We start from the raw sequence: 12087 nt of genomic DNA on the forward strand, positions 1-12087 counted from the left end.
GCTAACACCGAGGCGTTACCTGGGGTAACTCACCGGTAAGTTACGCTTCGGTAACGTGCGGGCAGGGCAGGACCGGCCCGCACGCCCCAGGCACCGACCCGGCCCGCGACCAGGCCCGCCAGGGGCTCGCCGTCGCCACTCCCCCCGCCGGCCGCCGGGGACGCGGCGCGCGTCGGCGCCCGCGTCCGGGTTCCCGTCACGCCCGCACGAATCTCACCGGTGTCCCCGGGGCCGCCTGCGCCGCCCCGGCCAGCGCGGATTCCGCGACCACCCCGACGACCGGATAACCCCCCGTCGTCGGATGGTCATTGAGGAACACCACGGGCAGCCCGTCCGGCGGCACCTGCACGGCGCCCAGCACCATGCCCTCGCTGGGGAGTTCGCCGTCCCGGGCGCGCGTCAGGGCGGGACCCTCCGTCCGCAGCCCGATGCGGTTGCTCCGCTCCGAGACCCGGTACGGGGCGCTCGTCAGCGTGCGCAGGGCGCCCTGCGTGAACCAGCCGTCGCGCGGCCCCGGATACAGGGGCAGCACCAGTTCGGTGGGCACACCCGGCCAGGGCACGGTGTCGGCGGCCGGGGCCGCGCACGCGGGCCCCAGCGGGAGCACGTCGCCCTCGCGCAGCACCGGCGGACCGAGCCCGGAGAGCAGATCGGCGGACCTGCTGCCGAGCACCGGCTCGGGCACCAGCCCGCCCGCGAAGGCCAGATAGCCGCGCAGCCCGTGCACCGCGGGCCCCGCCTCCAGGACGGCTCCGGGCGGCACGCGCACGGGCGCGCCCCACGGGGCCGGACGGCCGTCCACCGTGACCGGGCACCCCGCACCCCCGACGACGGCGAGCACCGGCCGGTCCCCCGTGACCCGGACCGCGCATCCGGTGACCGTGGTCTCCAGCACCGCGGCGTCGCGCGCGTTGCCGACGAGCCGGTTGGCCAGCCGCCGGGCGGGCCCGTCCAGCGCCCCGGCCCGGGGTACACCGAGGTGCGCCCAGCCGGTGCGTCCCTCGTCCTGCACGGTGGTCAGGGCGCCCGCCCGGACCACCTCGATCCCCGCGCTCACGCCCGCACCCGCGCCGGCACGAAACGCACCCGGGCCCCGGGGCCGAGCAGCGCGGCGGGTTCGCGCGCCGGGTCCCACAGGGTCTCCGGCCCCGGCATCCGCCCGATGAGCTGCCAGCCGCCGGGCGACGGGCGCGGATAGACACCCGTGTACGGCCCCGCCAGGGCCAGCGCCCCGGCCGGCACCCGTGTCCTCGGCGTGGCCCGGCGCGGCACGCTCAGGTGCCCCGGCAGACCGGTGAGATATCCGAACCCGGGGGCGAACCCGCAGAAGGCCACCCGGAATTGCGTACGCGCGTGGATGCGCGCCACCTCCTCGACGGCGACGCCCCACGCCCCGGCCACGTCGGCGAGGTCCGGGCCGTCGTAGACGACGGGTATCTCGACGGCCTCACCCGCCCCGCGGACCAGCGGCGGTACGGTCCACGACCTCAGCCGCGCCGCGAGCGTGCGGTCCTCGACCCCGTCCAGCAGCACCGTCCGGGCCCCGGGGACGATCTCGCCGACGGCGGTGAGCTCACCGGCGGCACGACGGCGCAACAGCTCCGCGTGGAAGGCCTCGGCCTCCTCGCCGGAGGCGAGCTCCACGAGCAGGGCACGCGGTCCGGCCTCCAGCACCGTGACACCGGCCCCGCCACCACCCACCGCCCGGCCGCCCCGCGCACCGGCGCCCTCCGGCGCCCGGCCCCCGCCCGCCCCGGCGGCGCTCACGTGAACGCCCGTACGCGGACGCCGGCGTACTCCAGCGCGGTCCTGACCCGCCGGGCCAGCGCGGCGGCCCCCGGAGTGTCCCCGTGGACGCACAGCGAACGCGCCGCCACGGCTATCCGGCCGCCGTCCGCACCGGTCACGGCGCCCTCGACCGCCATGCCGACACTGCGGCGCACGACCTCGTCCGCGTCGTGCACCACCGCCCCCGGCTCGCCGCGCGGAACGAGGGTGCCCTGCGGGGTGTACGCGCGGTCGGCGAAGGCCTCCTCGACGGCGGTCAGCCCCGCCGCCTCCGCCCGCGCGAGCAGCCGTGACCCGGGCAGCCCGAGCACCGCAGGACGGCCTCCCGCGAGCAGCACCCCCTCGACGACGGCTGCGGCCTGCTCCTCGTCGTGGACGACGCGGTTGTAGAGGGCGCCGTGCGGCTTCACGTACGAGACGGTGGATCCGGCCGCCTCGGCGAAGACCCGCAGGGCGCCGATCTGGTAGGCGATCTCGGCCGTGAGCTCGCGGGCCGGTACGTCCATGGCGCGCCGCCCGAAGCCGGCGAGGTCGCGGTAGGAGACCTGCGCCCCGATGCGCACGCCCCGCTCCGCCGCCGTGTCACAGACCCTCCGCATCACGGAGGCGTCGCCCGCGTGGAAGCCGCAGGCCACGTTGGCGCTGGTGACACAGGTCAGCAACGCCTCGTCCTCGGTGAGGGTCCAGCGTCCGAACCCTTCTCCCAGGTCCGCGTTGAGGTCGATGAGGTACGTGGATTCAGCGGGTTCCGTCACGGCCGCACGCTAACCACCGGCCACCCCGCCCGACAAGGCGCGCCCGGCCCTACAGTCGCTGCATGACCGATGCCACCGCGCTCCGTGTCCGCTGGCAGGACGCCCTCGTCGCCGCCAGGGGCGGCGCACCGGGCCCCGACCCCCTGCCGTACGCCGACCATCTCCTGGACCGCTGGGCCGAGCCCCAGCGGCGCTACCACACCACCGGGCATCTGGCGCAGGTCCTGGACCGCGTCGACATCCTGGCCGGCCACGCCGCCGCCCCCGAGCTGGTGCGTCTGGCCGTCTGGTTCCACGACGCGGTCTACCGACCCGACCGCACGGAGAACGAGGAGCGCAGCGCCGCCCTCGCCGAGCGGGCCCTGCCCGAGGCGGGTGTCTCCGACGCGGCGACGGCCGAGGTCGCCCGGCTGGTCAGGCTCACCGTCACCCACGACCCGGCGGAGGGCGACACCAACGGCGAGGTGCTGTGCGACGCGGACCTCGCAATCCTGGCGGCGGCCCCGAAGGAGTACGCGGCCTACGCGGCGCAGGTCCGCGAGGAGTACGGATTCGTCCCCGACGACACCTTCCGCGAGGGGCGGTCGGCGGTGCTGCGGCAGCTGCTGGAGCTGCCGAGGCTGTTCCGTACGCCCCACGGGCGGGCGGAGTGGGAGCCGAGGGCCCGGCAGAACCTCACGACCGAGCTGGACCTCCTCAGCCACTGAGCCTCACCCGGCGCCACCACCGAATCGCTGCCACATCGGCCCGCCCACCCATCGAACCGCTGCCCCACCGGCCCTCTCACCCACTGAGACAGGGGAATGGGGGAACTGCGGGCGCTGTTGGCCACTGTCATGCCCGACTCTGCTTCCAGCCGCCGCATGCCGCTGGCCGTCTACATCCTCGGCCTCTCGGTCTTCGCCCTCGGTACCAGTGAGTTCATGCTGTCCGGGCTGCTGCCACCCATCGCCGCCGACATGGACGTGTCGATCCCGAAGGCCGGACTGCTGATATCCGCCTTCGCGATCGGCATGGTGATCGGCGCCCCTCTGCTCGCCGTCGCCACCCTGCGGCTGCCACGCCGTACGACGCTCATCGCGCTGATCTCGGTCTTCGGGCTGGGGCAGATCGCGGGCGCGCTGGCACCGACGTACGAGGTGCTGTTCGTCTCCCGGGTGGTGAGCGCGCTGGCGTGCGCCGGTTTCTGGGCGGTCGGAGCGGCCGTGGCCATCGCGATGGTGCCGGTGAACGCCCGTGCCAGGGCGATGGCCGTGATGATCGGCGGGCTGTCGATCGCCAACGTGCTGGGCGTACCGCTCGGCGCGTTCCTCGGCGAGAGCTTCGGCTGGCGCTCGGCGTTCTGGGCGGTGGGCGCGGCGTCCGCCGTCGCCCTGGTGGGCGTCGTCACCCGCATCCCGCGCATCCCGCTGCCGGACGAGAAGCCACAGCTCAAGCGTGAGCTGGCGATCTACAAGGACCGCCAGGTGTGGCTGTCGATCGTGATCACCGCGCTCGCCGCGGGCGGGGTGTTCTGCGCGTTCAGCTATCTCGCGCCGCTGCTGACGGACGTGGCGGGGCTGAGTTCGGGCTGGGTGCCGTGGGTGCTCGCGCTCTTCGGCGCCGGTGCGCTGATCGGTACGACGATCGGCGGCCGGGTCGCGGACGCGCATCTCTTCGGTGTGCTGCTGAGCGGCATCGGCGCCTCGACCGTCTTCCTGGTGGCGCTGGCCCTGTTCGCGTCGAGCCAGGTCGCGGTGGTGGGCCTGGCGTTCCTGCTCGGGCTGTCCGCGTTCTACACGGCACCGGCGCTCAACGCCCGGATGTTCAACGTGGCGGGCGCCGCCCCCACGCTGGCGGGAGCGACGACCACGGCCGCGTTCAACCTGGGCAACACGAGCGGTCCGTGGCTGGGCGGCACGGTGATCGACGCGGACTTCGGCTTCCAGGCCACCGCCTGGGCGGGCGCCGCGATGCTGCTGGTCGGGCTGGCCGCCGTGACGGTCTCCCTGCGGCTGCGCGGGGACGGCACCCCGTCGCGGCTGGTCGCCACGGCGACGTCCACGACGACCGGCACGGGCGGCAAGGACCGCGAAGCGGCGCCGTCACCCCTCGACCCGGCCCGTAGCGCGGACAGGGCCTGAGCGAGGCCCCGCCAGGGCCGGGCTCACCCGCCGGAACAGCGGAGGCGGGCTCACCCCCGGATCGCTCGGGCCGGGCTCACTCAGGCGGGCACAGCAGGGCCGAGGGCTCACCCCGGATCACCGGGGCCGGGCGCACCCCCGGCTCATCGCCCGCCTCTCCGGACCGCCGCGAACGGCTGGGGCTCCGAACCGAGGGCCACCGACGTGCCGAGAACGGTGAGTCCGCCACGGTCGGCGACCACGGCGCGCGCCGTGTTCTCCGTGGTCTCCGGCAGCCCCGTCCCCGCGGGCTGCGGCAGCCCCAGCATCGTCCACCGGCCCCCGGCCGTACCGTTCACGCCCCCCTCGACGGCCGGGTCCCACTGCCAGGCGATCGCCTCGCGCCGCTCGCCCAGCGTCTGGCCGACGACGACGATGCCGCGCCCCGGGACCGGGGTCACGCCGAAGAGCCGCGCCCGGATGTCGGGGACCGCCGTCCTGCGCCACTTCGTGCCGTCGTGACGCGCCACGAGGGCCCGGGTCGTTCCGTCGGCCGGGGACCAGTCCTCGCCCACCAGCCAGACCTCGCCCCCGGGGGTGACGGCGAGTCCCTGCGCGTGTCCGGGCCGGTCCGTCACACCGGGAGCGGTGACCTTCCGCCAGGACGTGCCGTCGTGGTGCATCAGGAGCGGCCGTCCGCTGTCGCCGTCGTAGCCGGCGGCCCAGACGTCGTCGGCGGAGACGGCCTGCACCGCGTTCAGATACCAGAGGTCGCCCGGCAGGTCGGGCAGCGGCATGTCACGCCACGCGGTCCCGTCGAAGTGCCTGGCGATCCCCGCCTGCCTCGACTCGGTGATCCAGACGCCCTTCTCCTCGTTCCACGTACGCGACACCTCGATCTGCGCGACGCCCACGGCCCAGGTGCCGCCGGACCCGGTGTCCACGTCCAGCAGCGCCGCGGATTCGGCCTTCTCCGGCAGGCCCGCCGGGACGACGCTCCACCGGGCGCCGTCGTAGTGCTGGGTGTGGATCCGTCCGTCGAGGGCCGAGGCGTCGTCCCCCACCAACCACACGTCACCGGGGCCTGCGGCGTCGATCGCGTTGACCCGGCTGCTCACGGTGGAGGCGGCTTCCGTGGCGGCTTCGACGGGGGTCCACGCCCCGTCGGCGGTCGCGCGTTCCGCCACCACCGGGGTGAAGCGGGTCACCTTGCCCTCCAGGCGCAGGGTGAATCCGGCGGCCCAGGTGCGGCCCTGCCCCATGTTCACGGCACCGACGGGAGTGGCGTCGGTGAACGGCAGCGGCTGGGCCGACCAGGTGGGTGGGGCGTCGGAGCCCCCTGCCTGCGCCGTCGCGGGCCGTGGGGTGAGCAGGACGGCCGGCAGGGCCGCCAGGGCGGCGGTGGAGCGGAGAAGCGACCGGCGGGTGAGCTCGGGCATGCGGGGGTCCTTCCGGGTTCTGGGTCTCACCCGGTAAGTGCGGCGGGCCGTGCCGCAGGTTGCACCGCCCTGACGGCAGGGCGGTGCCCGTCAGCGCGGGGCAGGCCGCCCCTTCGGCCGCCGCAGCCCCGCCTCGGTGAGCAGGCGCACGATCTCCTTCGACCCGACCTCCCGCGCACCGGCGCGCACCGCGTCGGCGTAGTGCGCCTCGGGCACGTCGTAGTGGTCGCGCTCGAAGGCGCGGGGCGGGCAGCCGATCGTGGCGGCGAAGGCGTGCAGTTCCTCGAACGACACGTCGCTGACCAGGTGGGACCACATCCGCCCGTGCCCCGGCCAGGTCGGCGGATCGATGTAGACGGTCACCGGCCGAGCGCCCCGGCCAGCGAACCGACGGGGGCGACGGACACCGTGGCCTTCGTGCAGACCCAGTGCGGGTCGGGGCCGAGCTCCGGCTCGACGTCCAGCGCGTGCGGTCCCTCCTCCGTGCACACCGGGCACAGGGGCCAGCGGCCGTACTGCTCCAGCAGGGCGTCCTGGACGTCCTGCGCCACGAGCCCGGTGACGAAGGACACGCCTTCGGGCCACTGCTCGACCCACCACCGCCGGTGGGTCACCGCGTCCTCGACCATCGAGACGATCCCGGCCTCGGCGACGTCTCCCGCGACGAGGTCGGCCATCACGAGCGCACGCGCGGTGTGCAGCTCCTGTTCCAGGCGGTTCAGCTCCATGACCCCATTGTCCCCTGCCGCCGCGGGCGTCCGGCTGATCCTTCAGAGGTAGGGACCAAAGGGGGGTTGACGGGCTTTCCCGGTGAAAATATCTTTCATGTGTGACCAATGACGTGAAGGAAAGTTTCAACGTGGACTCGCCGCCCGCCCCTGCGGCCCTGGCTGCCAAGGTGCGGACCCTCGCGCCCTCCATGACCCGCTCGATGCAGCTGGTCGCCGAAGCGGTCGCGGGTGACCCCGCCGGGTGTGCCGCCCTCACCGTCACCGGTCTCGCCGAGCTCACCGGCACCAGCGAGGCGACCGTCGTCCGCACCGCCCGCCTGCTCGGCTATCCCGGCTACCGGGATCTGCGCCTCGCGCTCGCCGGGCTCGCCGCGCACCAGCAGTCCGGCCGGGCACCCGCCGTCACCGCCGACATCGCGGTCGACGACCCGATCGCGGACGTCGTCGCGAAGCTGGCCTACGACGAGCAGCAGACCCTCGCCGACACCGCCGCCGGACTCGACACCGTGCAGCTCGGGGCCGCGGTCGCCGCCGCGTCGACCGCCCGCCGCATCGACATCTACGGCGTCGGGGCGTCCTCGCTGGTCGGTCAGGACCTGGCGCAGAAGCTGCTCCGCATCGGACTGATAGCCCACGCCCACATGGACCCGCACCTCGCGGTGACCAACGCCGTGCAGCTCCGCTCCGGTGACGTGGCCATCGCGATCACCCACTCCGGTTCCACGGGTGACGTCATCGAGCCGCTCCGGGTCGCCTTCGACCGCGGCGCGACCACGATCGCGATCACCGGCCGCCCCGACGGACCGGTCTCGCAGTACGCCGACCACGTCCTGACCACCTCCACCGCCCGGGAGAGCGAGCTGCGGCCCGCCGCCATGTCGAGCCGCACGAGTCAGCTCCTCGTCGTGGACTGCCTGTTCATAGGCGTCGCCCAGCGGACCTACGAGACGGCCGCACCGGCTCTCTCCGCCTCGTACGAGGCACTCGCCCACCGCCACACCCCGCGCAGCCGCTGACCAGGCCGCAGCCACCCCGACCCACCCCGCACCCGCACCCGCGGAGCCGTACGAGCACGAGAAAGCAGAGCCGCTGTCCATGTCCTCCACCACCGACGCCGACGCCGCCACCCCCGGCGGCTACGGCGAACTGCGCGCCGAGCTCGCCACCCTCACCACCGAGGCGTTCCGGCCGGAGCTCGCCGAGATCGACCAGCTGCCCACCCAGGAGATAGCCCGCATCATGAACGGCGAGGACACCACGGTCCCCGCCGCCGTCGCGGAGAAGCTGCCCCAGATCGCCGCCGCGATCGACGCCACCGCCGAACGCATGGCGCGCGGCGGCCGGCTGATCTACGCGGGCGCGGGCACGGCGGGCCGCCTCGGCGTGCTCGACGCCAGCGAGTGCCCGCCCACCTTCAACACCGACCCGGCCGAGGTCGTCGGCCTGATCGCGGGCGGCCCCTCCGCCATGGTCAAGGCCGTCGAGGGCGCCGAGGACAGCAAGGAACTGGCCGCGGCCGACCTGGACGAGCTCGGCCTCACCGCCGACGACACCGTGGTCGGCATCTCCGCCTCCGGCCGCACCCCCTACGCCATCGGGGCCGTCGAGCACGCCCGCGCGAAGGGCGCGCTCACCCTCGGCCTCTCCTGCAACGCCGACTCCGCGCTCGCCGCCGCCGCCGAACACGGCCTGGAGATCGTCGTCGGCCCCGAGCTGCTCACCGGCTCCACCCGCCTCAAGGCGGGCACGGCCCAGAAGCTCGTCCTCAACATGCTATCGACGATCACGATGATCCGGCTCGGCAAGACGTACGGAAACCTCATGGTCGACGTACGCGCCTCCAACGAGAAGCTGCGCGCCCGCTCCCGCCGGATCGTCTCCCTGGCCACCGGCGCCGGTGACCAGGAGATCGAGGAGGCGCTCGCCGCCACCGACGGCGAGGTGAAGAACGCCATCCTCACCATCCTCGGCGGGGTCGACGGACCCACCGCCGCCACGCTCCTGGCCGATTCCCACGGCCACCTCCGCGCCGCACTCGCGGCCGTCCGCACCACCTGAGGCACCACTCCCCGCACAGCAAGGCACCACGCACCATGGCTACTGAAGACAAGAACCGCGCCACCGCCGCCGCGATCCTGCCGCTTGTCGGTGGCGCCGCGAACGTCAGCTCGATCGCCCACTGCATGACCCGGCTCCGGCTGGGCCTGCACGACCGCTCGCTCGTCGACGACGAGGCCCTGAAGGCGGTCCCCGCCGTCATGGGCGTGGTCGAGGACGACACCTACCAGATCGTCCTCGGCCCGGGCACCGTCGCCCGGGTCACCCCGGAGTTCGAGCAACTGGTCGAGGAGGGCCGCGCGTCCGAGGCTCCCGCCGCCCGTACCGCCGAGGAACTGGCCGGCAAGGGCGCGGCCCTCAAGGCGCAGCAGAAGGCGAAGAACGCCACCCCGTTCAAGCTCTTCCTGCGCAGGATCGCGAACATCTTCGTCCCGCTGATCCCCGCCCTGATCGGCTGCGGCATCATCGCCGGCCTCAACGGCCTGCTGGTGAACCTCGGCTGGCTCACCTCGGTCACCCCCGCCCTGGCGGCGATGGCCTCCGGTTTCATGGCGCTCATCGCGGTCTTCGTGGGCTACAACACCGCGAAGGAGTTCGGCGGCACGCCGATCCTCGGCGGCGCGGTCGCGGCGATCATCGTCTTCCCCGGTGTCGCGAACATCGACGCCTTCGGCCAGACCCTCTCCCCCGGTCAGGGTGGCGTCCTCGGCGCGCTCGGTGCGGCGGTCCTCGCGGTGTACGTCGAGAAGTGGTGCCGCCGCTGGGTGCCCGAGGCGCTGGACGTCCTCGTGACCCCGACGCTCACGGTGCTGATCTCCGGCCTCGTCACGATCTTCGGCCTGATGTACGTGGCCGGTGAGGTCTCCTCCGCCATCGGCACCTTCGCCGACTGGCTGCTCTCCACGGGCGGCGCGGGCGCCGGCTTCCTCCTCGGCGGCTTCTTCCTGCCGCTGGTGATGCTGGGCCTGCACCAGGCCCTGATCCCGATCCACACGACCCTGATCGAGCAGCAGGGCTTCACGGTCCTGCTCCCGATCCTCGCCATGGCCGGTGCCGGCCAGGTCGGCGCGGCGGCCGCGGTCTACCTCCGCCTCCCGCGCAACGAGTCGATCCGCAAGACCATCAGGTCCGCCATGCCCGCAGGCCTCCTGGGCGTCGGCGAGCCGCTGATCTACGGCGTCTCGCTCCCGCTGGGCCGCCCGTTCGTCACGGCCTGTGTGGGCGGCGCGTTCGGCGGCGGGTTCGTGGGGCTGTTCAACCAGCTCGGCGACTCCGTCGGGTCCACGGCCATCGGCCCGTCCGGCTGGGCGCTGTTCCCGCTCCTGGACGGCAACCACGGACTCGGCTCCACGATCGCCATCTACGCCGGCGGTCTGCTCGTCGGCTATGTGGCGGGCTTCGTCGCCACGTACTTCTTCGGCTTCAGCAAGGCGCTGCTGGCGGAGTTCAACGTCTCCCAGGAGCCCGTCCCCTCCACGGTCGCCGCCACCGGTCCGGCCGCCCCGTCGGGCGGCACCTCGGCGAAGGAACCCGCGGGGGTCTGAGCAAGCCGCTCGCCGTGATCGCGTGGTCACGGAAAGTCCCAGAAATTTTCCTCACGAACACGTGTGTGTAGGAAAAGGATCGCCGGGCACCAGAGGTCTCGGAGGTTGATAACAATGGTTCCCCTGCTTCTCGTTCTTCTGCTCGCCCTGATCCTTTTCGGTGCCGGTTTCGCACTCAAGGCACTCTGGTGGATCGCCGTGATCGTCCTTGTGGTCTGGCTTATCGGGTTCTTCGTCCGGCCGGCGGCCAGCGGTGGTAAGCGCGGCCGGTGGTACCGCTGGTAAAACGGCCTGACCAGCAGCAAACGCGGGTGGCGCAGGGCTTTCGAGCCCTGCGCCACCCGCGTTTTCCGTATTTCTCCGAAAGTGCCATGTGTGGACCGAAAATGCCGGGGAAGCCGTTGAGTGAGCGGCGAAAAGCCCCCTTCACAAGGGGATTTTGCCGCGCCGAATGAACCGTCGAGGAAGGAGCCAGATATGAGCGACAACCTGTGGGGCTACCAGCCTACGAGCGGTCACACCGCGGGCGCCGACCTGACCGGATTCTCGGTCGAGGCGACGGACGGAAGCATCGGCAAGGTCGACAAGCACTCCGACGAGGTGGGTTCCGCCTACATCGTCGTCGACACCGGTGTCTGGATCTTCGGAAAGAGCGTCCTGCTCCCCGCGGGCACGGTCAAGGGGATCGACACCGAGCACAGGACGATATTCGTCGACCTGACCAAGGACCAGATCAAGGACTCCCCGGAGTTCGACAAGCACAAGCATGCGGGTGACCCGGGCTACCACGCCCAGGTCGGCACCTATTACGACAGCTACCGCATCTGAGTACGCGACGCACGCGCACAGAAGCGGGGTCGGCTTCCCTCGAGGAGCCGGCCCCGCCGTCAGTGTGTGCGGTGTGTGCCAGGTGCGCTCAGACCGGGAAATCCGCCGTGGGCAGGGTGACGTCGAAGGGCTCCGGCAGCAGGAGCGGCTTTCCGAAGGGCACGGGGTCGGAGCGCTTGTACGTCCCGTCCTCGTTCGGCTCGGTGAACAGAGTCGCCATCGCACCACGCGTGTCGAACCTGTCCAGCAGCAGATACACCGGGATCCCGGCCCGCGCATAGGCGCGGTACTTCTTCGTCCTGTCCTCCCGGGCGTTCCCCCGGGAGGTGATCTCGACGATCAGCAGGGCTTCCGACGCGTCCATCGGGTCGCTGGTCTCCGGGTCGGCGGCCGCGATCAGCTCTCTCGGCATCACCACCAGGTCCGGGACGTACAGCTTGTCGAGAGGCGCGACGTGCACACCGAGCGTCTGGTAGATCCCCAGCTCATCGGGGAGGCCCCGGTACAGAACACGCTGCACCATCTCGGCGATGCCGTTGTGGTGCGCGTGAGGCGGCGGTACCAAGACGATCTGCCCTTCGTCGATCTCGGCGCGCCACCCCTCGGGCACGTCCAGTTCCTGCCAGGTGCGCAGCAGGTAGTCCCACGGGCGGCCTTCAGAGCCCTGATCGCTTTCGACCATCGCGGCGGTCATCGCAGGTCCCTCCTCCTGTGGCCTTGCGTGGGAGCGTAGATCGACTTCTGCGCGGCGTTCCGCCGCTTCCCCCAGCGTCCCACGATCGTGTGACGCTCGCAGTGACCTATCGCCAGGTGTCCCCGCGCGCTCCTCGGGAAAGCGCGGG

The 12087-nt window shown here is 72.8% G+C and carries 14 protein-coding genes; 7 read left to right on the plus strand and 7 right to left on the minus strand.

The features are described from left to right. Window positions 1–196 precede the first annotated feature (196 nt). The 3 genes from ACFY8O_RS05950 to ACFY8O_RS05960 form a co-directional block, all read right to left on the minus strand. On the minus strand, window positions 197–1057 hold the full coding sequence (locus ACFY8O_RS05950; protein WP_387899207.1) for a 5-oxoprolinase subunit C family protein: 861 nt from the start codon (window positions 1055–1057) through the stop codon (window positions 197–199). Next, window positions 1054–1674: a 5-oxoprolinase subunit B family protein gene (locus ACFY8O_RS05955; RefSeq protein ID WP_387899623.1), complete on the minus strand. Its 621-nt coding sequence runs from the start codon at window positions 1672–1674 to the stop codon at window positions 1054–1056. Before ACFY8O_RS05955 ends, ACFY8O_RS05950 begins: the two co-directional genes overlap by 4 nt. Before the next feature lie 89 nt (window positions 1675–1763). Then, window positions 1764–2513 carry a LamB/YcsF family protein gene (locus ACFY8O_RS05960; protein WP_387899626.1) on the minus strand — a complete coding sequence of 250 codons (750 nt, stop codon included), beginning with the start codon at window positions 2511–2513 and terminating at the stop codon, window positions 1764–1766. 92 nt (window positions 2514–2605) lie between these two features. Between ACFY8O_RS05960 and ACFY8O_RS05965 the strand changes: the two genes are divergently transcribed. Both ACFY8O_RS05965 and ACFY8O_RS05970 read left to right on the plus strand, forming a co-directional pair. Beyond that, the gene (locus ACFY8O_RS05965) at window positions 2606–3250 is read left to right on the plus strand and encodes an HD domain-containing protein (protein ID WP_387899210.1); all 645 of its coding nucleotides are present in this window, start codon (window positions 2606–2608) and stop codon (window positions 3248–3250) included. Window positions 3251–3406: 156 nt separating this feature from the next. Next, window positions 3407–4666 carry a Cmx/CmrA family chloramphenicol efflux MFS transporter gene (locus tag ACFY8O_RS05970; RefSeq protein ID WP_167526155.1) on the plus strand — a complete coding sequence of 420 codons (1260 nt, stop codon included), beginning with the start codon at window positions 3407–3409 and terminating at the stop codon, window positions 4664–4666. A 143-nt stretch (window positions 4667–4809) separates the two neighbouring features. On the opposite strand, the gene ACFY8O_RS05975 is transcribed toward ACFY8O_RS05970, so the two are convergent. The 3 genes from ACFY8O_RS05975 to ACFY8O_RS05985 all read right to left on the minus strand — a co-directional run bounded on the left by ACFY8O_RS05975 (window position 4810) and on the right by ACFY8O_RS05985 (window position 6812). After that, entirely contained in the window at window positions 4810–6084 is a 1275-nt protein-coding gene (locus tag ACFY8O_RS05975; RefSeq protein ID WP_387899213.1) for a hypothetical protein, read from the minus strand. 90 nt (window positions 6085–6174) lie between these two features. Next, entirely contained in the window at window positions 6175–6447 is a 273-nt protein-coding gene (locus ACFY8O_RS05980; protein ID WP_145804437.1) for a DUF4031 domain-containing protein, read from the minus strand. After that, window positions 6444–6812 carry a hypothetical protein gene (locus tag ACFY8O_RS05985; protein ID WP_145804439.1) on the minus strand — a complete coding sequence of 123 codons (369 nt, stop codon included), beginning with the start codon at window positions 6810–6812 and terminating at the stop codon, window positions 6444–6446. Before ACFY8O_RS05985 ends, ACFY8O_RS05980 begins: the two co-directional genes overlap by 4 nt. A gap of 101 nt (window positions 6813–6913) precedes the next feature. On the opposite strand from ACFY8O_RS05985, the gene ACFY8O_RS05990 reads away from it, so the two are divergent. From ACFY8O_RS05990 to ACFY8O_RS06010, 5 genes are all read left to right on the plus strand, one after another. Then, window positions 6914–7831, plus strand: a complete 918-nt coding sequence (locus tag ACFY8O_RS05990) for a MurR/RpiR family transcriptional regulator (protein WP_145804441.1) — start codon at window positions 6914–6916, stop codon at window positions 7829–7831. A 79-nt stretch (window positions 7832–7910) separates the two neighbouring features. After that, window positions 7911–8873 carry an N-acetylmuramic acid 6-phosphate etherase gene (gene murQ, locus ACFY8O_RS05995; RefSeq protein ID WP_145804444.1) on the plus strand — a complete coding sequence of 321 codons (963 nt, stop codon included), beginning with the start codon at window positions 7911–7913 and terminating at the stop codon, window positions 8871–8873. Window positions 8874–8908: 35 nt separating this feature from the next. Beyond that, window positions 8909–10417 (plus strand): PTS transporter subunit EIIC, encoded by a 1509-nt coding sequence (locus tag ACFY8O_RS06000; protein WP_145804446.1) that lies wholly within the window; start codon window positions 8909–8911, stop codon window positions 10415–10417. 114 nt (window positions 10418–10531) lie between these two features. Beyond that, window positions 10532–10702: a hydrophobic protein gene (locus ACFY8O_RS06005; protein ID WP_104787922.1), complete on the plus strand. Its 171-nt coding sequence runs from the start codon at window positions 10532–10534 to the stop codon at window positions 10700–10702. A gap of 192 nt (window positions 10703–10894) precedes the next feature. After that, window positions 10895–11245, plus strand: a complete 351-nt coding sequence (locus ACFY8O_RS06010) for a PRC-barrel domain-containing protein (protein ID WP_356736899.1) — start codon at window positions 10895–10897, stop codon at window positions 11243–11245. Window positions 11246–11333: 88 nt separating this feature from the next. On the opposite strand, the gene ACFY8O_RS06015 is transcribed toward ACFY8O_RS06010, so the two are convergent. Then, on the minus strand, window positions 11334–11939 hold the full coding sequence (locus ACFY8O_RS06015; protein WP_387899220.1) for a Uma2 family endonuclease: 606 nt from the start codon (window positions 11937–11939) through the stop codon (window positions 11334–11336). Between the last annotated feature and the right edge of the window lie 148 nt (window positions 11940–12087).

Source organism: Streptomyces argenteolus (assembly GCF_042902585.1).
GTDB lineage: Bacteria > Actinomycetota > Actinomycetes > Streptomycetales > Streptomycetaceae > Streptomyces > Streptomyces argenteolus.

Bases quoted from the DNA above. Each gene is read 5' to 3' on its own strand.
- ACFY8O_RS06010 (WP_356736899.1), top strand. From the start codon at position 10,895: ATGAGCGACAACCTGTGGGGCTACCAGCCTACGAGCGGTCACACCGCG.
- ACFY8O_RS06005 (WP_104787922.1), top strand. From the start codon at position 10,532: ATGGTTCCCCTGCTTCTCGTTCTTCTGCTCGCCCTGATCCTTTTCGGT.
- ACFY8O_RS05965 (WP_387899210.1), top strand. From the start codon at position 2,606: ATGACCGATGCCACCGCGCTCCGTGTCCGCTGGCAGGACGCCCTCGTC.
- ACFY8O_RS05985 (WP_145804439.1), bottom strand. From the start codon at position 6,812: ATGGAGCTGAACCGCCTGGAACAGGAGCTGCACACCGCGCGTGCGCTC.
- ACFY8O_RS06015 (WP_387899220.1), bottom strand. From the start codon at position 11,939: ATGACCGCCGCGATGGTCGAAAGCGATCAGGGCTCTGAAGGCCGCCCG.
- murQ (WP_145804444.1), top strand. From the start codon at position 7,911: ATGTCCTCCACCACCGACGCCGACGCCGCCACCCCCGGCGGCTACGGC.
- ACFY8O_RS05970 (WP_167526155.1), top strand. From the start codon at position 3,407: ATGCCGCTGGCCGTCTACATCCTCGGCCTCTCGGTCTTCGCCCTCGGT.
- ACFY8O_RS05975 (WP_387899213.1), bottom strand. From the start codon at position 6,084: ATGCCCGAGCTCACCCGCCGGTCGCTTCTCCGCTCCACCGCCGCCCTG.
- ACFY8O_RS06000 (WP_145804446.1), top strand. From the start codon at position 8,909: ATGGCTACTGAAGACAAGAACCGCGCCACCGCCGCCGCGATCCTGCCG.